The sequence below is a fragment of the Pseudomonas sp. GW821-FHT02C04 genome (genome assembly GCF_059421845.1).
On sequence record NZ_JBWKVT010000001.1, the window covers coordinates 918,516 to 942,175 of the forward strand.

Annotated in this window: 17 protein-coding genes; 8 read left to right on the plus strand and 9 right to left on the minus strand. The window is 59.8% G+C overall.

Translation table 11 applies throughout. The features are described 5' to 3' along the window. Positions 1–38 precede the first annotated feature (38 nt). From AC07VV_RS04295 to AC07VV_RS04305, 3 genes are all read right to left on the minus strand, one after another. Complete coding sequence (locus AC07VV_RS04295; protein WP_495035418.1) at positions 39–884, minus strand: phosphatidylinositol-specific phospholipase C domain-containing protein; 846 nt, start codon at positions 882–884, stop codon at positions 39–41. Between the two features lie 150 nt (positions 885–1,034). Then, positions 1,035–2,324 (minus strand): glycosyltransferase, encoded by a 1,290-nt coding sequence (locus AC07VV_RS04300; RefSeq protein WP_495035419.1) that lies wholly within the window; start codon positions 2,322–2,324, stop codon positions 1,035–1,037. A 165-nt stretch (positions 2,325–2,489) separates the two neighbouring features. Next, positions 2,490–2,855, minus strand: a complete 366-nt coding sequence (locus AC07VV_RS04305) for a response regulator (RefSeq protein WP_495035420.1) — start codon at positions 2,853–2,855, stop codon at positions 2,490–2,492. A gap of 263 nt (positions 2,856–3,118) precedes the next feature. Between AC07VV_RS04305 and AC07VV_RS04310 the strand changes: the two genes are divergently transcribed. The 5 genes from AC07VV_RS04310 to AC07VV_RS04330 are packed head-to-tail and all read left to right on the plus strand — an operon-like array spanning position 3,119 to position 9,663. Beyond that, on the plus strand, positions 3,119–6,610 hold the full coding sequence (locus tag AC07VV_RS04310) for a response regulator (protein ID WP_495035421.1): 3,492 nt from the start codon (positions 3,119–3,121) through the stop codon (positions 6,608–6,610). Beyond that, a complete protein-coding gene (locus tag AC07VV_RS04315) occupies positions 6,610–7,443 on the plus strand; it encodes a CheR family methyltransferase (protein WP_096820368.1) in 834 nt (277 codons plus the stop codon). The genes AC07VV_RS04310 and AC07VV_RS04315 overlap by 1 nt, the downstream gene beginning before the upstream one ends. Beyond that, the gene (locus AC07VV_RS04320) at positions 7,440–8,033 is read left to right on the plus strand and encodes a chemotaxis protein CheB (RefSeq protein ID WP_495035422.1); all 594 of its coding nucleotides are present in this window, start codon (positions 7,440–7,442) and stop codon (positions 8,031–8,033) included. Before AC07VV_RS04315 ends, AC07VV_RS04320 begins: the two co-directional genes overlap by 4 nt. Beyond that, a complete protein-coding gene (locus tag AC07VV_RS04325) occupies positions 8,027–9,241 on the plus strand; it encodes a hybrid sensor histidine kinase/response regulator (protein ID WP_495035423.1) in 1,215 nt (404 codons plus the stop codon). Before AC07VV_RS04320 ends, AC07VV_RS04325 begins: the two co-directional genes overlap by 7 nt. Before the next feature lie 44 nt (positions 9,242–9,285). Beyond that, entirely contained in the window at positions 9,286–9,663 is a 378-nt protein-coding gene (locus AC07VV_RS04330; protein ID WP_007954537.1) for a response regulator, read from the plus strand. Between the two features lie 13 nt (positions 9,664–9,676). On the opposite strand, the gene AC07VV_RS04335 is transcribed toward AC07VV_RS04330, so the two are convergent. The 3 genes from AC07VV_RS04335 to AC07VV_RS04345 form a co-directional block, all read right to left on the minus strand. After that, entirely contained in the window at positions 9,677–11,347 is a 1,671-nt protein-coding gene (locus tag AC07VV_RS04335; RefSeq protein WP_495035424.1) for an ATP-binding protein, read from the minus strand. Continuing rightward, positions 11,344–12,846 carry an ATPase domain-containing protein gene (locus tag AC07VV_RS04340; protein WP_495035425.1) on the minus strand — a complete coding sequence of 501 codons (1,503 nt, stop codon included), beginning with the start codon at positions 12,844–12,846 and terminating at the stop codon, positions 11,344–11,346. Before AC07VV_RS04340 ends, AC07VV_RS04335 begins: the two co-directional genes overlap by 4 nt. Before the next feature lie 139 nt (positions 12,847–12,985). After that, positions 12,986–14,041 carry a HEAT repeat domain-containing protein gene (locus AC07VV_RS04345; RefSeq protein ID WP_495035426.1) on the minus strand — a complete coding sequence of 352 codons (1,056 nt, stop codon included), beginning with the start codon at positions 14,039–14,041 and terminating at the stop codon, positions 12,986–12,988. A gap of 192 nt (positions 14,042–14,233) precedes the next feature. On the opposite strand from AC07VV_RS04345, the gene AC07VV_RS04350 reads away from it, so the two are divergent. The 3 genes from AC07VV_RS04350 to AC07VV_RS04360 are packed head-to-tail and all read left to right on the plus strand — an operon-like array spanning position 14,234 to position 17,544. Continuing rightward, entirely contained in the window at positions 14,234–16,369 is a 2,136-nt protein-coding gene (locus tag AC07VV_RS04350) for an FUSC family protein (RefSeq protein ID WP_495035427.1), read from the plus strand. After that, a complete protein-coding gene (locus AC07VV_RS04355; protein ID WP_085709788.1) occupies positions 16,359–16,559 on the plus strand; it encodes a DUF1656 domain-containing protein in 201 nt (66 codons plus the stop codon). Before AC07VV_RS04350 ends, AC07VV_RS04355 begins: the two co-directional genes overlap by 11 nt. Before the next feature lie 4 nt (positions 16,560–16,563). Next, positions 16,564–17,544 carry an HlyD family secretion protein gene (locus AC07VV_RS04360; RefSeq protein WP_495035428.1) on the plus strand — a complete coding sequence of 327 codons (981 nt, stop codon included), beginning with the start codon at positions 16,564–16,566 and terminating at the stop codon, positions 17,542–17,544. Between the two features lie 59 nt (positions 17,545–17,603). Here the strand turns inward: AC07VV_RS04360 and AC07VV_RS04365 are convergent, their stop codons facing one another. Genes AC07VV_RS04365 through mexE form a run of 3 tightly spaced genes read right to left on the minus strand, consistent with a single transcriptional unit; the run spans position 17,604 to position 23,482 of the window. Next, entirely contained in the window at positions 17,604–19,025 is a 1,422-nt protein-coding gene (locus AC07VV_RS04365; protein ID WP_096820377.1) for an efflux transporter outer membrane subunit, read from the minus strand. Further along, on the minus strand, positions 19,022–22,213 hold the full coding sequence (locus tag AC07VV_RS04370; protein ID WP_192560865.1) for an efflux RND transporter permease subunit: 3,192 nt from the start codon (positions 22,211–22,213) through the stop codon (positions 19,022–19,024). Before AC07VV_RS04370 ends, AC07VV_RS04365 begins: the two co-directional genes overlap by 4 nt. Before the next feature lie 15 nt (positions 22,214–22,228). Next, positions 22,229–23,482: a multidrug efflux RND transporter periplasmic adaptor subunit MexE gene (mexE, locus tag AC07VV_RS04375; protein ID WP_096820379.1), complete on the minus strand. Its 1,254-nt coding sequence runs from the start codon at positions 23,480–23,482 to the stop codon at positions 22,229–22,231. Between the last annotated feature and the right edge of the window lie 178 nt (positions 23,483–23,660).

Sequence of the window (23,660 nt, forward strand, 5' to 3'; positions counted from 1 at the left end):
CCTCTTTGCGCGCGGGATGCGCCAGTTTCCATTGCGGCTCAAAGCGTGCGTTGTCGGGCCTTCATCAAGCTGGCAATCCGGCAGAACTCCACCAGATCCGACTCTTCCATGAAGTCGACATTGATAATGTTGCACTTCAAAGCCCAGTCACTTTTATCCAGGTCGAACCATTCGTTCAGTTCGTCGTGTATGTCGACGGGACCGCCAAGGGCCGTGTAACTGGTGGCGGATAAGGACCAGGGCTTCCATGTACCAGGCGGGTTATGCAGGACGCTGCCAATAAATTGCCTCAACTCATCCGGGCTGGTAATGCCGTTTCCGGACCATCGATGGCTGATGAGGTCGTGGAACAGTTTCTGATCCAGTTGCCAATGTGACCTGGCTGCAGCGAACACACGTTGTTGCGTGCTGGCACGCTTGAGCTCACGAAGGCTCAAAGGCAAGTTCTGGCGGGGAACAAGTCGGTGGCCCAAAAAGTGGGTCATCACTTTATTGAAGTGATCGTAGTCGAAGTCGTTTCCGTCAATGCTGTGAAAGTCCAGGATTATGAATTCATCCGGATTGCTGTTCAGGAACTTATTGACGTCGGTGATCAGATTTTCCAGGGTTCGAGAATTTCGATGGCCATTATGGTGAATGACAAATTTTTTCGAGCCTTCTCCCTTTTGATCGTAGGTCAGGCGAATATCAAGCGCCCTGGAACCATGATTCAACTGGGCATGAAAGGAATCATGCTGGCATGCGAGCCAGTGGCGCGGCGGGCCGAAAAGCGGATAGGAAGCGCGCCAGTCACTGCCGGCGTTATGAGTGCCTGGAAGTGTCAGTTCAGATATCGACAGTGAGTCAATGGCGGGTGTCGAGCCCATCCAGTTGTTAGTGCTCATAAGTGCATCCTGCATAAGTTTTAAAAGATGCCGCTCTGTCAGGTGTTCAGAGCGGCACTTGCAGAATGTTTATAGTGTTTTATGTTCTGGCTGACTATGCGGAGATCAATTCAAGTTATTGGCTTTTGTTTTTGAAAGTGTCCAGTCGAATTACTTGTTCTGGTTCTTTGCTTCAATCCACTGCGCCATGTATTGCGTGCTCTTGTGCGAGTGATGTCGCAACATGCTGCCGGTGAAGTTGTTGCGTCTTAGTTGGACAATGTTTTCGCGACAATCCAGCAGTTTGTTGATCAGCGCCGGCCCATGTATGGCCTGCTGATAAACCTCCTGGAGTAGCGCGTGCCCCTGGGACTGCGCGGTGTGCCAACGGACCTCGTCGCGATAAAGCTCAACAGCGGCATTGGCCAGATCCTGCGCCTTACGGCAGACAGCGCCCGGCCAGGGTTGGTCAGTGTGCATGCCTTCAGCACCAATCGGCGTGGTGACACTCGGCGTGCCGCAGAGCATGGCATCGATCAGTTTGCCCTTGATGCCGGCGCCGAAACGCAAGGGTGCCAGGCAGATGCGCGCATCGGACATGACCTGCAACGCATCCTCGGCCCAGTTCATGATGTGAAAGCCCTGCGCGGCGTTGTGCAAGGCTGCAGCCTTGGGCGGCGTGTAGGCACCGTAGATATGCAATTGTGCTTTCGGGAGTTGTTCGCGGATCAGCGGCCAGACAGTGGATTTCATCCACAAAACCGCGTCCCAGTTCGGCGCGTGGCGGAAGTTGCCGATACTGAGGAAGTGCGCGCGCTCTTCAAAGGGTTTCGCTGGTGTGCTCGGGGAGGCGACCATCAACGGGCACCAGTGCAACAACTCGGGTGGCAGCTTGAACTGCTTTACCAGCAACTCGATTTCCACCTGCGAAATCATCAGGCTCAGATCGCAGCGGTAGAGCGCGGCGATCTCGCGTTTGGCCAGGTCAGTGTCAGCCATCAACTCGAACTCTTCGGCCAGCGCCGGGGCAAACAGCTGATCGAAATCGTTGGCGTCATCGCTGAGCTTGAGGCGATCCTTCAAGCGCTGGTGCCGGGCATGTCGCAGGCTTTGCAGATCCGAAGTTTCCAGAACACGCAAGGCGTCGGGGCAGTGCTTCTCGACGCGCCAGCCGAACTGTTCTTCGATCATGAACTGGTCGAACAGCACGATATCCGGGGCGAGTTCGCTGATGAAGGTGTCGAAACTGCTGTTGTTCAGTTCGATCGGGACTTCGCGGATGCCCAATGCGGTCAGGTCGGCGCGATGTTCACCGGTGCCGGCGGGGCTGGCAAAGGTGATTTGCCAGCCTTGTTGCAGGAAGGTCTCGAGAATCTGCATCACGTGCCCGCTTGCCGCGGAGGAACGGGGTTCCGGCCAGACGTAACCAATGACGAGGACTTTGGTTGCGGGCTGACTCATGAGAAACGATTCCTGGGACGAAGAGACGAAAAAAAGGCGCGGGAATTAGACCACAACCCGGGTGTCGCGGGATCCGTTTTTCTTGGGTGTACATCGGGCAAGACCGAGCGCAAAGACTACTGGCAGGGCGAGTGACAGTTTTTCCAGCAATTGAAGTCGGGTGGCTCAGGAGTGACCGAGAACCCCTTTTACCTTGTCACGCAGCTGATCAATGGAAAACGGCTTGCCGATGACATGCATGTCTGCCGGTACTTCAATGGTCTCGGCATAACCGCTGGCAAACAGAATGGGTAGAGCAGGACGCAAGTTGCGTGCCTCGGTGGCCAATTGGCGGCCGTCCATGATCGGCAGGCCGACGTCGGTCATCATCAGGTCGATGTGCTGATTCACATCCTTGATGATGTCCAGGGCCTGTTCGCTGCCATCCGCTTCCAGAACCTTGAACTCCAACTCCTCCAGCACGTCGACGATCAACATGCGCACGATGGCATCGTCTTCTACTACAAGGATGGTGGACGCAGTGCTGGACATAGTGGCGGCTCTCAAGAATGGGGAGGGTGGCGCCGGTCGATCAAAATTGCCGGGCTCTTGCATGAGTAAGTGGCGCATAGCCACAAGTTCCCGAATGGGTACAAAAAAGAATAGGCGTATACGGGTGGGCAAGGATAACTGCTGGCCCGCGATTCGGCGCAGGCAAATGTGGGAAAACAGTGCTAACACTGTGAGAAAAATGGATCCATGCCGCCGTTTTGGGGCAAACTCCCTGGTTTTCAACAGTTCGACAAGGCTGCCACATGTCCTCTCCGTCTTCGGTTGATGAGCAACGGTTTCGTAAACTATTGAGTCGCAACGTCAGCCTGCCTTTGGGTGTGGGCGCGATCAGCGCCGTGTTCTTCGTTTGCCTGATCACCTACCTGTTGTCGGTGATCCAGTGGGTGGAACACACCGACCGGGTAATCAATAACGCCAATGAGGCAGTAAAACTCACTGTCGACCTGGAAACCGGCATGCGCGGTTTCCTGCTCAGTGGCGACGAGCACTTCCTCGATCCGTACGAAACGGCGAAGCCGCGTATCACCGTAGCGCTCAATACCTTGCTCGAACTGACCGCCGACAACCCGGTACAGACCGACCGCCTGCGTCGCCTGCAAGCCTTGCAAACCGAGTGGGCGACCTACGCGCAATCGATGATCGACCTGCAGCGCGCCAGCGGTGACTACAAGGCTGCAGTGAAGGCCGGGCGCGGCAAGCGCCTGACCGACGAGATCCGCAAGCAGTTCGAAGACGTGATCGATACCGAGCAGACATTGCGCACCACGCGTAACGAAGACGTGCGTCGGACCACGATCTGGAGCATCAGCCTGTACCTGCTGTTCATCGCCGGCATCAGCGGTTTGCTGGCCTACGTCGGCCGGCGCGATCTGGTCAGTCTTTCGGACAGCTACAGCGCAAACCTTGCCGCACAACAGGCCAGTGCCGATCGTCTGGAGCAGCAAGCGTGGTTGCGCAACGGTCAGACGCAATTGGCCGAGCAGGTACTGGGACAACTGACGCTCAACCTGCTGGGCCGCAACATTCTGCAATTCTGTGCCCAATATCTGGGTACCGCCGTGGCCGCGCTGTATGTGCGCGAAGAACATGGCGGCCTCAAACGTGTTGCAAGCTATGGCTTCTCCCGCGAGCAGGAAGAACAGGAACAATCGATCTACAGCGGTGAAGGCATTGTCGGCCAGGTCTCGCAGCAGGCGCGGCTGATTCGTCTCGATTCGGTACCGGCCGACTACTTCAAGGTCAGCTCCGGTCTGGGCGAAGGCCTGCCGCACAGTGTGCTGGTGGTGCCGACCAGCGACGACGACCGGGTCAATGGCGTAATCGAGCTCGGCTTCCTGCGCCCGCTCACCGACCGCGATGTGGCGCTTCTGGAGCTGATTGCCGGCAACATCGGCACGTCCATCGAAGCGGCGCGTTACCGCCAGCGTCTACAGGAAGTGCTGGCCGAAACCCAGCAGCTCAACGAAGAGTTGCAGGTGCAGCAGGAAGAGCTGAAAACCGCCAACGAAGAGCTGGAAGAACAGTCGCGGATTCTCAAGGAGTCCCAGGCGCATCTGGAAACCCAGCAAGTCGAGCTGGAGCAGACCAACGAGCAACTGGCCGAACAGGCCCAGACCCTGGCCGAGCAACGCGACGCCATGGACCAGAAGAACACCGAGCTCAATCAGGCCCAGGTGCAACTCGAAGAGCGCGCCGAAGAGTTGCAGCGTTCGAGCAAGTACAAATCCGAATTCCTCGCCAACATGTCCCACGAACTGCGCACGCCGCTGAACAGTTCGCTGATCCTGGCCAAGCTGCTGGCGGAAAACCCGCAGGACAACCTCAGCGTCGAGCAGGTGAAGTTTGCCGAGTCGATCTATTCCGCCGGCAACGATCTGCTCAACCTGATCAACGACATTCTCGACATTTCCAAGGTTGAAGCCGGCAAACTCGAAGTGGTCCCGGAAAACACCAGCGTAGCGCGCCTGGCCGAAGGCTTGCGCGGTGTATTCGAACCACTGGCGGCGGACAAGAAGCTGGCGTTCAGCGTCGAGTTGCAGCCAGACGCTCCGATCACGCTGTTCACCGACCGCCAGCGTCTGGAGCAGGTCATCAAGAACCTGCTGTCCAACGCCGTGAAATTCACCGAACACGGCACGGTCAGCCTGACCATCGCCGGGCAACCGGACGATCGCATTGCCTTTATCGTGCGCGACTCGGGGATCGGGATCGCGCAGGACCAGCAGGAAAGCATTTTTGAAGCCTTCCGCCAGGCCGACGGCACCACCAACCGCAAATACGGCGGCACCGGGTTGGGCCTGTCGATCTCCCGGGATCTGGCGACGTTGCTGGGTGGCTCGATCAGCGTCAGCAGCGCACCGGGGCAGGGCAGTGCCTTTACGCTGGTGTTACCGCAGCAATACCGCGAGCCGGGTGATACGCCGGTTGCACCGCTGACCTTCAGTCCGCCGGCCTCCGCATCGGTCATTACACCTGCCGTCGCGGTTTCGCCGCTGGCGTCCGTCGACATCCCGCGTTTCAACGACGACCGCAACAAGGCACCGTTCGATACCCGCTGCATTCTGGTGGTGGAAGACGAGCCGAACTTTGCCCACATCCTCTACGACCTGGCCCACGAACTGGGTTATCAGTGCCTGGTAGCCCACGGTGCGGATGAAGGTTATGACCTGGCTAAAGAGTTCGTGCCGGACGCGATCCTGCTGGACATGCGTCTGCCGGATCACTCGGGCCTGACCGTTCTGCAACGCCTGAAAGAGCACGCCGAAACCCGACACATCCCGGTGCACGTGATTTCCGTGGAAGACCGCGTCGAAGCGGCCATGCACATGGGCGCTATCGGTTACGCGGTCAAACCGACCACCCGCGAAGAACTCAAGGACGTGTTCGCGCGCCTTGAAGCCAAGCTGACCCAGAAGGTCAAACGCGTGCTGCTGGTCGAGGACGACGATCTGCAACGCGAAAGCATCGCCCGCCTGATCGGTGACGACGACATCGAAATCACCGCCGTCGGCCTCGCGCAAGACGCGCTGGAGCTGCTGCGCACGACGATCTTCGATTGCATGGTCATCGACCTGAAGCTGCCGGACATGCTCGGCAACGATCTGCTCAAGCGCATGTCCACCGAGGATATCTGCTCGTTCCCGCCGGTCATCGTCTACACCGGACGCAACCTGACCCGCGATGAAGAGGCCGATCTGCGCAAGTATTCGCGTTCGATCATCATCAAGGGCGCGCGCTCGCCGGAGCGCCTGCTGGACGAGGTCACACTCTTTCTGCACAAAGTCGAATCGCAGTTGTCCCATGAACGGCAGAAGATGCTCAAGACCGCGCGCAGCCGCGACAAGGTCTTCGAGGGTCGCAAAGTGCTGCTGGTGGACGACGATGTACGTAACATCTTCGCCCTGACCAGCGCGCTGGAAACCAAGGGTGCAGTCGTGGTGATCGGCCGTAACGGTCGCGAAGCGATTGAAAAACTGAATGAAGTCGAGGACATCGACCTGGTGCTGATGGACGTGATGATGCCGGAAATGGATGGTTTTGAAGCCACCATGGAAATCCGCAAGGATCCACGCTGGCGCAAGCTGCCGATCATCGCGGTGACGGCCAAGGCCATGAAGGACGATCAGGAGCGCTGCCTGCAGGCGGGCGCCAATGATTACCTGGCCAAGCCCATCGACCTGGATCGCCTGTTCTCGCTGATTCGCGTGTGGTTGCCGAAGATGGAACGCATTTAGTGGAACGCAGTTACTCAGCCGAACGAAACAGCGAAATCGAATTGCGCTTGCTGATCGAGGCGATCTACCTCAAGTACAGCTATGACTTTCGTGACTACTCCGGCGCGTCGATCAAGCGCCGGGTGCAACATGCGTTGAGCCAGTTCGAATGCGCGACGATTTCGGCGTTGCAGGAGAAGGTCCTGCACGACCCGACGGCGTTCATGCAATTGCTGCAATTGCTGACGATTCCGGTCAGCGAGATGTTCCGCGATCCGTCGCACTTCCTGGCGATCCGTCAGGAGGTGGTGCCGCTGCTCAAGACGTATCCGTCGATCAAGATCTGGATCGCCGGGTGCAGCACCGGTGAGGAGGTCTATTCGATGGCGATCCTGCTGCGCGAAGAAGGTCTGCTCGACCGCACGATCATCTACGCCACCGACATCAACCCACGCTCGCTGGACAAGGCCAAGCAGGGGATCTTTTCGATGGAAAACGTGCGCGCCTACACCGCCAACTATCAGCAGGCCGGCGGTCAGCGCTCGTTCGCCGACTACTACACTGCTGCGTATGGCTACGCGATTTTCGACAAGAGCCTGTGCGAGAACGTGACCTTCGCCGATCACAGCCTGGCGACGGACAGCGTATTCTCTGAAACTCAATTAATTTCATGTCGTAACGTGTTGATATATTTCAATAAAAAACTTCAGGATCGAGCATTCGGATTGTTCCATGAGTCGTTGTGCCACCGAGGCTTCCTGGTGTTGGGCAGCAAGGAAACGCTGGATTTTTCCGGCTATTCCAACCAGTTCGAGCCCTTGGTGAAACAAGAACGGATCTACCGCAAATCATGAACAGTGCAGCGGATTTGCCTCGGGTAGAGGCGATTGTGGTCGGGGCTTCCGCCGGTGGCGTCGAGGCCTTGCTGACCCTGCTCGGTTCGCTGCGGTCAGGATTCGGGCTGCCGATCATCATCGTCCTGCATCTGCCGGAAGAACGGCGCAGCCAGCTCGCTGATGTGTTTGCCCGGCGCGTGGCGTTACCGGTCGCCGAAGCCATCGATAAACAGGACATTCATCCCGGCACCGTGTATTTCGCCACACCGGGCTATCACCTGTCGGTGGAACAGGACCGCAGCCTGTCGTTGAGCCTGGAAGACCGCTTGCATCATTCGCGGCCTTCGATCGATTTTCTGTTCGAGTCCGCCGCCGACGTCTATGGCCCCGCACTGGCCGCCGTGCTGCTGACCGGGGCCAACCACGATGGCGCGCGGGGCCTGGCGCAGGTCAAACGCCATGGCGGGCTGACCATCGTTCAGGATCCGGACGAGGCTCTGGTGGCAACCATGCCCGAGGCCGCCCTGAAGATTCATCAACCGGATCACATACTTCCCATACGCGGCATCGGCCGTCTGCTTGTCGAGCTGGAACGAATCGCATGCTGAGTAATATTCAGGCAAAACTGCTGATCGTCGACGATCTGCCCGAGAACCTGCTGGCTCTCGAAGCGCTGATCAAACGCGAAGACCGCACCGTCTACAAAGCGCTGTCGGCGGACGAAGCGCTGTCGCTGCTGCTGCAACACGAATTCGCCATGGCCATCCTCGACGTGCAGATGCCCGGCATGAATGGCTTCGAGCTGGCCGAGCTGATGCGCGGCACCGAGAAGACCAAGAACATCCCGATCATCTTTGTCAGCGCTGCCGGCCGTGAACTGAATTACGCGTTCAAGGGCTATGAAAGCGGTGCGGTGGACTTCCTGCACAAACCGCTGGATATCCATGCGGTGAAGAGCAAGGTCAACGTCTTTGTCGACTTGTACCGCCAGAGCAAGGCGATGAAACAACAGGTCGAAGCCCTTGAGCAGAGCCGTCGCGAGCAGGAAGCGCTGTTGCAGCAACTGCAAAGCACCCAAGGCGAACTGGAGCAGGCCGTGCGCATGCGTGACGATTTCATGTCGATCGTCGCCCACGAAGTGCGCACGCCGCTCAACGGCCTTATCCTCGAAACCCAGTTGCGCAAGATGCACCTGGCCCGGGACAACGCCGCCGCGTTCACCCTCGACAAGATGCACGCGATGGTCGACCGCGATGAGCGCCAGATCAAAAGCCTGATCCGCCTGATCGAAGACATGCTCGACGTGTCGCGGATCCGCACCGGCAAGCTGTCGATCCGACCGAGCCGGTTCGACCTGGCGCAACTGGTCGGCAACCTGCTGCAAAACTTCGCCCAGCAGATCGAAGCGGCCGAGACCGAAGTCAGCTTCACCGCTGGCGAACCGGTGGAAGGGCATTGGGACGAGTTCCGCATTGAGCAAGTGGTGTCGAACCTGCTGACCAACGCCTTGCGTTACGGCGGCAAGAGCCCGGTGCAGGTGCGGGTGTATCGCGAGGGCAATGAGGCGCGGGTCGAAGTCGCGGACCAGGGCATCGGTATCAGCGAGGAGAACCAGAAACGTATTTTTCAACAGTTCGAACGGGTTTCCGCCAAGACGGTGGTGGCCGGCCTCGGACTGGGTCTGTTTATTTCCGAGCAGATCGTCGCCGCCCATGGCGGTTCCATCGTCGTCGAGAGCAGGATCAACGAAGGCGCCCTGTTTCGCGTTTGTCTGCCGCTCCAGGAAAACGGCGAAACAAACGCAACCTCTGAGTGACCACACGGTCGTATCAGCAGCTATTGACCGAACAAAGGCTTCCCATGAGCGTAGATGCACAAGATGTAGTACTCGTCGTCGAGGACGAACCGGTGATCCTGATGGTGTTGACAGACTATCTGTCGGGCCAGGGCTATCGCGTATTGCAGGCCGAAAACGGCGAGCAGGCGTTCGAGATTCTGGCGAGCAAGCCGCATCTGGACATGTTGATTACCGATTTCCGCTTGCCGGGCGGGATTTCAGGCGTGCAGATCGCCGAACCCGCCGTCAAGTTGCGCCCTGATCTGAAGGTGATCTTCATCAGCGGCTATCCGCAGGAAATCCGCGAGACCGGCAGCCCGATCACGCGTAGAGCGCCGATTCTGGAGAAACCGTTCGACCTGGACGTGCTGCAGGAGAAAATTCAGGAATTGCTGGCCTGAGGCGTTAACCGCCTCAGCTCTTGATCATCTCCCGCACCTTCGCCGTCAACAGATCGAAGGTGAACGGCTTGGTGATCATCTGCATGCCCGGGTCGAGAAACCCGCCGCGCACCGCCGCGTGTTCGGCGTAACCAGTGATGAACAACACTTTCAGATCTGGCCGGTATTGTCGGCCGATTTCCGCCAGTTGCCGGCCATTCATGCCCGGCAGGCCGACATCGCTGATCAGCAGATCAATGCGCTGCGCTGAATCCAGGATCGGCACCGCGCCGTCGGCATCACTGGCTTCGACAAACCCATAACCCAACTCACTCAATACCGCGCTGACCAGCACGCGCACGGCCGGATCGTCTTCGACGATCAACACGGTTTCGCCTTCCACGGCATCCGGTGCCTGCTCCGTATCCACGGGGGCGTGGGGCAGGGACTCGCCCTGGAAGCGTGGCAGATAGAGTTTTACCGTGGTGCCTTGATCGATTTCGCTGTCGATCGAGACATGTCCACCGGATTGCTTGCTGAAGCCATAAATCATCGACAGACCCAGACCTGTGCCCTGGCCGATGGGTTTGGTGGTGAAGAATGGATCGAACGCGCGATTGATCACGCTCTGCGGCATGCCGCAGCCATTGTCGGTCACGCTCAACACGACGTAATCGCCCGGCGACAGATTGCTGTAAGTCGCGGTGAAGTCGCGATCCAGCACCTGATTACCGGTTTCGACTACAAGATTGCCGCCGTCTGGCATCGCATCGCGTGCGTTGATCACCAGGTTGAGCAGGGCACTTTCCAGTTGATTGGGATCGGCCTCGGCCACCCACAATTGTTCATGCAGGCGCATGTCCAGCTGGATGCTTTCGTTGAGGCTGCGTTGCAGCAGTTCGCCCATCGATTGCACCAGATCGTTCATCTGCACCGCTTTGGAGTCCAGCGACTGCCGGCGGGAAAACGCCAGCAGACGGTGAGTGAGGCCGGCCGCGCGGTTGGCTGACGTCACGCCCAGATCGATCAGGCTGTCGAGATCATCCGTTCGGCCGCGGGCAAGACGCCGGCGCAGCAATTCGAGACTGCCGATGATCCCGGTCAGCATATTGTTGAAGTCGTGAGCGATACCGCCGGTGAGCTGGCCGACCGCTTCCATCTTCTGCGACTGGCGCAGCGCTTCTTCGTTGTGCCGCAGTTGCGCCGTGCGTTCCTCGACTTGTTGCTCAAGGGTTTCGAGGGTTGATTGCAGGCGTCGCTCGCTTTCGCTCAGATCGATCAGACGGTCGCGGGCCTCGTACTGTCGTCGTCGCCCGCGCAGGGCAGTCGTGACCAGACTGATCAAGGTCGCCGGATGGAAAGGGCGTTCAAGGAATGTCACGTTGCCCAGCAACTCACTGAGTCGCGAGGAGGGGCCTTGTTCGGACCCACCGTGATGGGTGAGCAGGACGATCGGCAGGTCCGACCATGCCGGTTGTTGCTCCAGGTACAGCAGCAGGCCTTCGAGTTCCGGGCCATTCAGGGCTTCGGCAGCGATCAGCAGCAAACCGGCGCCGGGTTCCAGTTCGGCGCACAGATTCCCCAGGCCTGAGGTAATGAGGCCGCCGTAACCGGCCTCGTTGAGGATCATCAGCGCGATCTGGCTGTCGCGACCCAGGGGCGCGAGGATCAGCGCCCGTTCGGACAGCGGGACGGTGACGGTCACAAGTTGTCTTCCTTGAGCAGCGGATTGCTCGCACCGAGGTAGGTCGGCACGCCGCGCAGTACACCCTGGAAAGCTTCCAGCGGCTCGCCGATGGTCATGCCCTGGGCGGAAATCCGGTATTCACGGATGGTCGATTCGTGGCTGCCGGTACGTTTCTTGATGATCGAAATCGCCCGACGCACCTTGCCGAGGGCTTCGAAGTAGCGCAACAGGATGACGGTGTCGGCCAGATACGTGATGTCCACCGGCGCCTGCATGTCGCCGACCAGACCGTGCTGGGCGACGGTCATGAAGGTCGCGGCGCCCTTGCGGTTCAGGTACAGCAGAAGCTCGTGCATGTGCAGGACCAGCGCGTTTTCTTCCGGCATCGCCGCCTGATAGCCGTTGATGCTGTCGATCACCACGGTCTTGATATTGGCTTCATCGACGCAGCGGCGCACCCGGTGGGAAAACTCGCCTGGAGACAGTTCGGCAGCGTCTACCTGCTCGATCAGCAGATTACCGGTGGCTTGCAGGGCCTTGAGGTCGATGCCGATGTTTTTCATGCGTTCGAACAGCAGACCGAGTTCTTCATCAAAAATGAACAGCGCTGCCTTCTCGCCACGCGTGACCGCAGCGGCAGCGAAGATCATCGAAATCAGCGATTTGCCGGTACCGGCCGGGCCGAGAATCAACGTGCTGGAGCCGGTTTCGATCCCGCCGCCCAGCAGCGCGTCCATTTCGTAGATGCCACTGGTCAATTGCAGACGCGGGTAATCGCCCCGATGTTCGGCCGCCACCAGACGCGGAAAGACATGCACGCCATCACCCATGATGGTGAAGTCGTGAAAACCGCCGCGATATTTCTGGCCGCGGTACTTGATCACCCGCACACGTCGGCGTTCGGCGCCGTAATTGGGGGTCAACTCTTCGAGCCGGATGACACCGTGGGCCACGCTGTGCACGGTTTTGTCGAGGGACTCTGTCGTCAGATCGTCCAGCAACAATACCGTCGCGTCATACCGCACGAAGTAGTGCTTGATCGCCAGGATCTGGCGGCGATAACGCAGGGAGCTTTGCGCCAGCAGGCGGATCTCCGACAGGCTGTCGAGCACCACGCGGGTCGGTTTGAAGCGCTCGACCACTTCGAAAATCTGTTTGGTGGCTTCGCCCAGCTCAAGATCAGAGGAATACAGCAGGCTCTGCTGATGCTCGGCGTTGAGCAGGCTTTCCGGCGGTGTCAGCTCGAAAATCTCGATGTTTTCGTTCAGGTCCCAGCCGTGGGAGAGCGCACCCTGACGCAGTTCGCGCTCGGTTTCGGACAGCGTGATGTACAGCGAGCGCTCACCGGCACGGGCGCCGGCCAGAAGAAAATGCAACGCCACCGTGGTTTTACCGGTACCGGGCTCGCCCTCCAGCAGGAACACATGACCGCGAGACAAACCACCGGCCAGAATGTCGTCCAGCCCTTCGATGCCTGTGGCGGCTTTTGCGCTGATCAACTCGTTCGATGTAGACAAAAAATGCCCTCTCATGACTAGGGGAAACGAGACAGCGGGCGGGTTACGCCTTTGCGGGCTGCCTGTTTACTTGACCCTTTGCCGAGAGGGCGGTTCCGAATTTCTTGCGAACGGTGTCGAGGATGCTGTCAGAAGTCGCTCAGAGACCTTGCTGCAGAGACGGATCGTCCGGATTCATCTGTTCGAGTTGGGCCAGCAGAACCTGCACGTTCTGTAACTGACCACTTTCTTTCCAGTAATTGATCAGCAGCACGCGGGCCTTACGGTCGGCGGGGTGACGCTGGACGATTTCCTGCAACTGTTTCTGCGCCGCTTCGAGTTCCTCAGCGTCGTGCAGCGTGGTGGCGAGGTCGTAGCGATAGTCCTTGTTGTCGGGCTCCAGCTCCACGGCTTTGGACAGGCCGAGCAGGGCGAATTCGTGTTGATCGTGATGCAGCAGCCACAAGCCCAACGCATGTTGCAGATAGGCAGAGTCGGGTTGGGCCTTCAATTGTCGCGCCAGCAATTGCCGGGCGGCGTCACTCTGGCCCTGACGGTCAAGCACTTCGATCTGCATCACCAGCGCCGGCAGGTTGGCGGGATCCAGGCGCAGGGTTTGCTCAAGGGCATCCTGTGCCTGCTTGAGCTCGGCATTGTGCAGATACAGACGTGCCAGTTGCGCGTAGTTGGCGGCGCTTTCCGCCTGGCTCTTGAGTGCCTGCTCCCAGACGTCGATGCCTTGCTGCAACGGCGCGAAATACAGGCCCAACTGATCGGGGGACAAGCCGAGCAGGGCGTTGATCGCAGCAAATCGAACGTCCTGATCCTCATCGTCGAGCAACGGGCCGAGCAACAGACTACGCTGGCCGCCCGGCACCAGGCCGGTCACGCTCCTGATCGCCGCCATTCGCACTTCCGGGGATTCGTTCTGCAAATCGGCATCTGCCAGTTTCAACGCTTGCGGGCTCGGGTAGTTCGGCAGTTCGGCATGTAGCCAGACGCGCCGCTTGACCGACAGGTCCGGACGCCCCAGCTGTTGGTACAAAACCCGCGCCGCGCCCGGTTGACCGGCTCGGGCGGCAGCCAGCGCCTCACTGAAACCATGCTTGATGGCCTCCGGCACCACCGGAGCGGTGCTGCGCAGGGACAGCCATCCAACCAGGAGGACAAGCACGAGGCCAAGACTGATGAACAAGTAGCGGCGGGACTGAGGCATGCAGGTATCCGAAGCTTTCATATTGACGCAGAGGGGGCAAGCTTCGGTCAGCTGAAGCCGTGAGTCAAACACTGTGCCCAATATGACTGACCACCATTGATGAATAGCCCTACAACATCTGTCGGCCCCGGAAGCCGGCCAGCTCTCGATGCAGTGACTACGCTTGGTGAAGTTCCTTTGGCGAGTGCGCTCATGCAAGCCCTGTTCAATTATTTCAAGGCCGTGATCCACCCCGGTCAGGCAGTGCTGCTGTTTGGCCTGCGCACCATTGCGGCCGGGCTACTGACGTTGTACCTGGCGTTCCTGTTCGATCTGGATCAACCCAAGTGGTCGATCATGGCCGTGGTCATCATCAGTCAGCCACTGGCGGGGATGGCGTTGGCCCGCAGTTTCGGTCAGGTCATTGGCACTACCCTTGGCGCTGCTGTGGCGGTGCTGATCATGGCGATTTTTCCTCAGGCGCCTTTACCGTTCATCACAACCCTGGCGCTGTGGCTGGCCCTGTGCACGGCTGGCGGCACGTTGCTGCGCTACACCAGTTCCCAGGCGTTCGTGCTCAGTGGCTACACCGCCGTGGTGGTGGCGCTGCTGGCAATCCCGGATCAGGACGGCACCTTTCTGCTGGCGGTCACCCGGGTCACTGAAACCTTGCTGGCGGTGGCCTGCGTCTGTGTTGTCAGCCTGCTCACGGCCCGCCCCGAGGCGGTTTCGCGCAACTACTTCGCCAAAGTTGATCAGGTCATCAAACTGGTTGCGACCCATGCCGCCGCAGTGATTCGTACCGAAGAAAGCGAGGCCGAATTCCAGCGCCGGCAAATGCAGCTGCTCGGAGAAATCAGTGCGCTGGAAGGCTTGCGTCGCCATCTGTATTTCGATGCCCCGCGCCTGCGCAGTGCCAACAACCTGGTGTTGATGCTGGGCAATCAACTGATGCTGCTGACGTCGCGCCTGACAGCCCTGCGTCATCAGCGCCAGTTGCTGACCGCGCGCTGGGACGGCGATCTGCCGCTCGAAGTCCAGCGCTTGCGTGCCGATGAGCTGGCGTTTCTTGATCAATTGGCACAGTACGGGCGCTCACTGCCGGAAGACATGAGGCACCAACTGGTTGTCCTGCAGCAACAATTCGAAGCGCTGGCCTACAGGGCTGAACAGTTGACCGAAGACATGAGCGCGACCTTGCGTTCGCTGGCATGGGCGCTGCGTTGGGAGCAGGCGCGGCTGCTGCAACAACTGGAGCAGATCCTCGAACTGAGCGAAGCGATACAGGAAGGGCGGGAGGCCAGTTGCATGTTTCGCGGCCAGTCCAGTCCGCTGCACCTGGATTTCACCCTGGCAGCCATGAACGCCATCAGGGCCTTCAGTGCATTGTTGGTGGCCGGGCTGATCTGGATCGAAACGGCGTGGGACGGTGCGCGTGGCGGGATGATTCTGGTGGGGATCCTGTGTTCGCTGATGGCAACGTTTCCGCGCCCCTTGATTGCCGCACAAAGTTACGCCCGGGGGCTGGGCCTGGCACTGGTGGTTTCGGCGCTGTATCAGTTCATGCTGGTGCCGGCGGTCAACGACTTCGAATGGCTGGCGCTGTTGCTGGCGCCTCTGCTCTATGTGATTGCGGTCGGACTGGCCAGCCCGGCCACGGCGGGCATCGGCATGGGGCTGGGATTGTCGAGTTTCCTGATGCTCGGTCCGCAGAACGTCGGCACCGGGCAGAACACCGCCATCCAATGGTTCGAGTTTGCCGGTGCCTACGTCAGTGCGGCGATGCTGGCCCTGATCGTCTATGCCTGGATCTTTCCGTTCCGCCCGGTGTTGCGAATCCGCCGGTTCTACAACGAAGCGCGGGAGCAGGTGTATCAACTGACGAAAGTGCCCGCTACAGACGAACGGCAATTCACGTTCGAAAGCCGCATGGTCGATCGCCTGACAACCATGCTGGGGCTGTTGCCGGCAGCCAATGATCCGGATATGCAACGACGATATGAAATCAGTCTTGCCTGTGTGGCACTCGGCGTCGCCATCCACCAGCTCAGGCAACAGGTGCAGGGTAACGCCTTGCTCACGGACGCTTTCGGCCAGCAACTGATGGCCGCCTTGCGCCAGACCGGCCGCTTTGTCGCTGGCCGTCCGGATGTGCACCTGCCAGCCTTGCTGACGACGCTGCATGCTCTCGGTGACCAACTGGATGACTTGCATGCCGCCACGCACGAGCATCTGTGGTCAGTGTTTCGCATGCGTGTGGCGCTGTTGATCGTCGTCTCTTTCCTTGAGCGTCACGGCGAGTACCTGCAACACAACGTCCCTGAAGGAGTACCGGCCCTTGCCCATTGACTTCGAGATCGGTGGCGTCTACCTGCCGCCCATTGCTCAGGCCCTGATTCTGGCCATACCGGTCTTTCTATTGCTGGACTGGGTATTGCGCCGCCTCGGCGTGCTGCGTCTGGTCTGGCATGAAGCGCTGTTCGAAGGCGCGTTGTACGCCTGTGTTTGCGCCACATTGATTTTGTTGATGGGAGCCTGAAGCCTTGAAGACGTTGCTCACTCGATTGACGACATTGGCAGTGGTGCTGCTGGCAATCGTGCTCGGCTGGTTCGCCTGGGAGCATTACACCCGAGCCCCATGGACACGGGATGCGCGGGTGAGGGCGGATGTCGTGACCCTGTCGGCGGATGTCTCGGGGCGTATCGTGAGTCTGGCGGTGCAGGACAACCAGCATGTCGACAAGGGCCAATTGCTGCTGGAGATCGATCCGGCTCGCTACAGCCTGGCGGTTGAACATGCCAGGCGTTCGGTCGAAGTGGCCAGGGCCACCCTCGGCCAATCCCGGGCCGCCATCGTTGCCAGCGAGGCGTTGCTCAAGCAACGCGAGAGCGAAGAACGGCGCAGGCGCACGCTCAAACAGGGCTTTGCGATTTCGGGGGAAGAGTGGGAGAAGTCCAGCACCGAAGTGGCCGTGGCCCAGGCCGATCTGCTGCGCAACCAGGCTAATCTGGGCCTGGCCGAGGCCAACGTGCAATTGGCGATTGCAGCGCTGACCCAGGCCGAGCTGGACTTGCAGCGCACCCGTGTCGAATCGCCGGTCAGCGGCTATGTCACCAACCTGTTGACTCGTCAGGGGGATTACGCGGTGGCCGGCGGTGCGTTGCTGGCACTGGTCGACAGCGATTCGTTCTATGTCAGTGGCTATTTCGAGGAAACCAAACTGCCAAGGATCGAGGAGGGTGACCGCGTGCGGATTGAATTGATGAGCGGAGAAAAGTTTGGCGGCACGGTGCAAAGCATCGCCTTCGCCATTGCCGACCGGGAAAACGCGCCCGGCAGTCGATTGCTGGCCAACATCAACCCCAGTTACACCTGGGTGAAGCTTGCGCAGCGAGTACCGGTGCGAATCGGGATCGACCCGGATTACGCGGGTAAGGGGCGTTTGAGGGCAGGCACCACGGCGACCGTCACGGTGTTGGAAAACCATGAAAGACAGGCACAAAAAAGCCCCGCGACCGAATGATACGCGGGGCAAAGAATTTGGTTGGTTGCGGCCAACCAAAGGAGCTCTTTAAAAAACTGTTACTTGCTGGCGACCGTTTCTGGCTGCCAGCCGCCTCCGAGGGCCTTGTAGATCGCGACGATGCCGCGATACAGATCGACTTCGGCCTGTGCCTGACTGTCTTCGGCGTTCAAACGTTCACGCTGGGCGTCGAGCAGCACGAGGAAATCCGTAGTGCCTTCGCGGTAGCGGATTTCAGCCAGATCGGCAGCCTTGCGGCTTGATTCGCTTTGGCGGATCAGCGAGATCAACCGTTGCTGACGTTTGCCGTAATCGCTGAAGGCATTTTCCGATTCCTCCAGAGCCAGCAGCACTTGTTGCTCGTAGGTCGCCAGCGCGCCTTCGGCATCGGCGTCGGCGCCACGCAAACGGGCCCGTACGCTGCCAAGGTCGAACGCCGCCCAGGTGATGCTCGGGCCCAGTGCCCAGGCGTTGGCCGCCGAGGAACCGATCTGCGAACCGCGCCCGGCCGTCCAGCCGAGGAAACCGCTGAGGCTGACCCGTGGGAACAGGTCGGCCTTGGCCACACCGATACGCGCCGTGGCGGAAGCCAGTTTGCGTTCGGCACTGAGGATATCCGGACGACGTTGCAGCAGTTCGCCCGGGTTACCGATCGGCAATGCCTTGGCGATGGCTGGCAGGTCTTTCGGGCTCAGGTCGACGGTCAGCTTGTCCGGACGCTCGCCCAACAGGGTAGCGATGCGGTTTTTCTGGCGAACCTGTTCGGCCTGCAATTGCGGCACGCTGGCTTCGACCGATGCCAGACGCGCATCGGCACGTTCGACATCGAGCTGGTCGCCAACGCCGGCGTCACGCAGGCTGATGGTGATCTTGCGCGACTCCTGCTGGTTTTCCAGGTTGGCCACGGCGATCTTTTCCCGCAGTTGTGCACCGCGCAGTTGACCGTAAGCGTCCACCAGTTCGGCAATCATGGTGACTTGCAGTTGGTACAGATCCGCTTCGGCAGCCTGCTGGTCAGCGTCGCTGGCTTCCAGGTTGCGCTGGATGCGACCAAAAAGGTCGATTTCCCAGGCCATGTCCAGACCCAGGTCATAGCGTTCGCTGTTGACCCGTTTGGTGGTCTGGCCGGGAATCTGTCCCTTGGCCAGATCGCTGCTGGCGCGGCTGGTGATGGTCGGCATGGCGTCATTGCTGACGTCGTCGCGGATCGCCCGTGCAGCTTTCCAGCGAGCGAACGCCACGCGCAGTTGACGGTTGCCTTGCAGCGATTGAGTCACCAACTGATTGAGGGTCGGATCGTCGAACTGCTGCCACCAGATGCCTTCGAACTTCGAACGGTCAAAGTTCTTCTGGCCGGCGGCGCCGTCGGTGGCGGCCGTAATGTTGGCCGCCTCCGTGGCTGGGGTCTTGTAGTCGGGACCAACTGCACAGGCGCTCAGGGCCAGTACCAGCAGGCTCGGCAGGAAGACTTTCAGACTCATTGGTGCGCCTCCAGTGGCTTTTGAAGATTGTGCGCCTTGGCCGCTTTGCGGGCTTCGCCGCGTTCCACGAAGTTGCGGATCAGCACATAGAACACTGGCGTCAGCAGCAGACCGAAGAAGGTCACGCCGAGCATCCCGGAGAACACCGCCACACCCATGGCATGACGCATTTCGGCACCGGCACCGCTGGAGAACACCAGTGGCACTACACCCATGATGAACGCGAACGAAGTCATCAGGATCGGCCGCAGACGCAGACGGCAGGCTTCCAGTACAGCGGCCAGCGGGTCGAGACCTTCTTGCTGTTTGTCCTTGGCGAACTCGACGATCAGAATCGCGTTCTTACAGGCAAGCCCCACCAGTACGATCAGGCCGATCTGGGTGAAGATGTTGTTGTCGCCGCCGGAGATGATCACACCGGTAATGGCCGACAGCAGGGTCATCGGTACGATCAGGATCACCGCCAGTGGCAGGCTCCAGCTTTCGTATTGAGCGGCGAGCACCAGGAACGCCAGCAGTACGCAGAGCGGGAACACGAACAGCGCGGTGTTGCCGGACAGAATCTGCTGGTAGGTCAGGTCGGTCCACTCGTAGGTCATGCCGTTCGGAAGTTCATCCTTGAGCAGTTTCTCGATGGCTTTTTCGGCCTGGCCGGAGCTGTAGCCCGGGGCTGCTGCACCGTTGATTTCAGCGGTGATGAAGCCGTTGTAGTGCATCACGCGATCCGGACCCGAGGTGTCGCTGACCTTGATGAAGGTCGCCAGCGGGATCATTTCGCCCTTGTTGTTGCGTACTTTCAGCTGGCCGATCTGGTCGGATTCGAGGCGGAACTGCTGCTCGGCCTGAACGTTGACCTGATAGGTGCGCCCGAAGCGGTTGAAGTCGTTGGCATACAGCGAACCCAGGTAGATCTGCAGGGTGTCGAAGATGTCGCTGACGGCCACGCCGTGGGTCTTGGCTTTTTCGCGGTCGATGGCAGCATCGACCTGTGGCACGTTCACGGTGTAGCTGGTGAACAGCCCGGCCAGTTCAGGCACGCTGTGGCTCTTGGTGATGATGTTCATGGTTTCCTTGTACAGCTCGTCGTAGCCCAGGTTGCCCCGGTCTTCGATTTGCAGGCGGAAACCACCGATGGTGCCCAGACCTTGTACCGGCGGCGGCGGGAAGATCGCCATGTAGGCTTCCTGGATCCCGGCGTACTTGCCGTTCAGGGCACCGGCAATCGCACCGGCGGACATGCTCGGGTCTTTACGCTCGTCGAACGGTTTCAGGGTCACGAACACGATGCCGGCGTTCGGGCTGTTGGTGAAGCCGTTGATCGACAGGCCCGGGAACGCTACGGCACTTTCCACGCCAGGCTGTTTCAGGGCCAGGTCGGACATGCGCTTGATCACGTCTTCGGTGCGGTCCAGGCTCGCGGCGTCCGGCAGTTGCGCGAAGGCCACCAGGTATTGCTTGTCCTGGCCGGGTACGAAGCCGGTCGGGGTGCTGGAGAAACCGAAGAAGGTCAGCACCATCAGGCCTGCGTACAGGAAGAGGGCGATGCCGCTGCCACGGATAACCCGGCGCACGGTGCCGACGTAGCCATGGCTGGCGCGGTCGAAGAAGCGGTTGAACGGACGGAACAGCCAGCCACCGAAGATCTTGTCCAGCACTTTGGAGAAGCGGTCTTTCGGTGCGTCGTGACCTTTGAGCAACACAGCGGCCAGCGCTGGCGACAGGGTCAGCGAGTTGAAGGCCGAGATCACTGTCGAGATCGCGATGGTCAAGGCGAACTGCTTGTAGAACTGACCGGTGAGGCCCGAGATGAATGCAGCGGGTACGAACACCGCACACAGCACCAGCGCCGTGGCAATGATCGGACCGGTCACTTCACCCATGGCCTTTTTGGTCGCATCGAAGGGGTTGAGTCCCAGTTCAATGTTCCGCTCGACGTTCTCCACCACCACGATGGCGTCGTCCACCACGATACCGATAGCCAGTACCAGGCCGAACAGTGACAGCGCGTTGAGCGAGAAGCCGAACAGGTGCATCACCGCAAACGTACCGATCAACGATACCGGCACCGCCACCAGTGGAATGATCGAGGCGCGCCAGGTCTGCAGGAACAGGATCACCACCAGAACCACGAGGATCAGCGCTTCGAAGAGGGTGTGAACCACCGCCTCGATGGAGCCGCGCACGAAGATTGTCGGGTCATAGACGATGCTGTAGTCCATGCCTTGCGGGAAGCTTTTCTTCAGTTCTTCCATCTTGCCGCGAACTTCGTTCGAGATTTCGATGGCGTTGGAGCCCGGGCGCTGGAAGATCGGGATCGCTACGGCAGGCTGGTTGTTCAGCAACGAACGCAAGGCGTATTGGCTGGAACCCAACTCAACGCGGGCGATGTCTTTCAGACGCGTGATTTCACCGTTGTCGCCTGCGCGAATGATGATGTTCTCGAACTCTTCCTCGGAGACCAGACGGCCCTGAGTGTTGACCGACAACTGGAAGCTCTGGGCATTCGGGGCAGGGGGGGCGCCCAGTTGGCCGGCGGCTACCTGACGGTTCTGCTCACGAATCGCGGTGACCACATCAGTCGCGGTCAGATTGCGCGAAGCAGTCTTGTTCGGATCGAGCCATACACGCAGCGAGTAGTCGCCCATACCGAACAGCTGCACATCACCGACACCACCGAGGCGAGCGAGCTCATCCTTGATGTTGAGGATCGCGTAGTTGGACAGGTACAGCATGTCGTAGCGTTTGTCCGGCGAGGTCAAGTGCACAACCATGGTCAGGTCGGGCGAAGCCTTGTCGACGGTGATACCGATGCGCGTCACTTCTTCCGGAAGCTTCGGCTCGGTCCGGGTCACGCGGTTCTGCACCTGCACCTGGGCGTTGTCCAGGTCAGTGCCCAGAGCGAAGGTGATGGTCAGAGTGATCTTGCCGTCAGCGGTCGACTGCGAGGACATGTACAACATGTTCTCGACGCCGGTGATGGCCTGCTCCAGCGGAGCCGCCACGGTTTCACCGATGACTTTAGGGTTGGCACCCGGGAAGTTGGCACGCACCACCACGGTTGGCGGCACGACTTCCGGGTATTCGCTGATCGGTAGTTGGAACAGCGAGATCGCACCGGCGATCAGGATCAGCAGCGAAAGCACCGCTGCGAAGATCGGCCGTGAAATGAAGAATTGGGAAAAATTCATCGGAGTTGTCGTCCCTTAACCGCGTGGGGTCGCAGCAGCCAGTTTCACAACCGATCCCGACGCGCCTTTGGCAGGTGCGACTTTGGGCAGGTTGCTGGCTTCCAGCGCTTGTCGTTGTTGAGCCAGGGCAGCAATGGTCTGCTCGCTGGCCATCGGGATCACTTCAGGCGTGACCGGAGAGCCAGGACGAACCCGTTGCAGACCCTTGACGATGATCGTGTCGTCCTTGTTCAGGCCGCTGCGCACGATGCGCAGGCCTTCGATCTTCGGACCGAGTTCAACGGCGCGGTAGGCAGTCTTGTTGTCGCCATCCATCACCAGCACGAACTTCTTGCCGAGGTCGGTACCGACCGCTTCGTCGTTGATCAACATGGCGTTGTAGGTACCGCTGCCGACCAGTTTCAAACGTGCATACAGACCCGGGGTGTAGGTACCGTCGCTGTTGTCGAACACGGCGCGACCACGGATGGTGCCGGTCTTCGGGTTGACCTGGTTATCGACGAAGTTCATCTGACCCTGGTGCGGGTTGCCGTCTTCATTGGACAGACCCATGTACACCGGAGTGGTGGCACCGCGCTGACCCTGACGGGCGAGCTGGGTGTATTTGAGGAACACACGCTCATCGGCGTCGAAGTAGGCGTAGACCTTGTCGGTGGACACCACGCTGGTCAGCGGAGTGGTGTCGGCAGTCACCAGGTTGCCGGCGGTGATCTCGGCACGGCTGACGCGACCGCTGATTGGGGAGGTTACGCGGGTGAAGCTCAGGTTCAGCTTGGCCAGATCCAGCTGCGCTTGCAGGGCGCCGACAGCGGCACGTGCTTCTTGTGCAGCGCTGGTGCGCGAGTCAGCCAGTTCGGCGGAGATGGCGTTGCTGGCACGCAGGCGTTCGCCACGGCCGGCTTCGTTTTCACTGCGGGTGGCGTTGGCGCGGGATTGGGCGACCAGCGCTTCGAGGCGGCGAACCTCAGCCTGGAACGGGCGCGGATCGATCTGGAACAGCAGGTCGCCTTTCTTGACCAGTGCACCTTCAGTGAAGGCGACTTCGTCGATCTGGCCGGAGACCCGCGGACGGATTTCAACGGTTTCCGGCGCCTCGAGGCGCCCGGTGAATTCGTCCCACTCGTTGACCGGTTGTTCCAGCACCTTGGCCACACTGACCTTGGCAGCAGGCATGGCGGCGGCGGTCTCTGGAGCTTTGCCGCAGGCGCTCATCACCATCACGGCCAACAGAGCCAACGGGAAGCGCAAATGTTTGAGTGATTGTTCCATGGATGCATCCGCCAATGTATTGAAGATGGGCGGATGATGCTCGGCGGGTTGATAGCAAACGAATCGAATGACACGAAGGTAACTATCATTCGGAATGATATAAGACCGAGCGAAGCCCTCTAGCATGCACCTTTCGTTAGGGGGCTATCAAATGAAATGATGACAAATCTGTATTGCG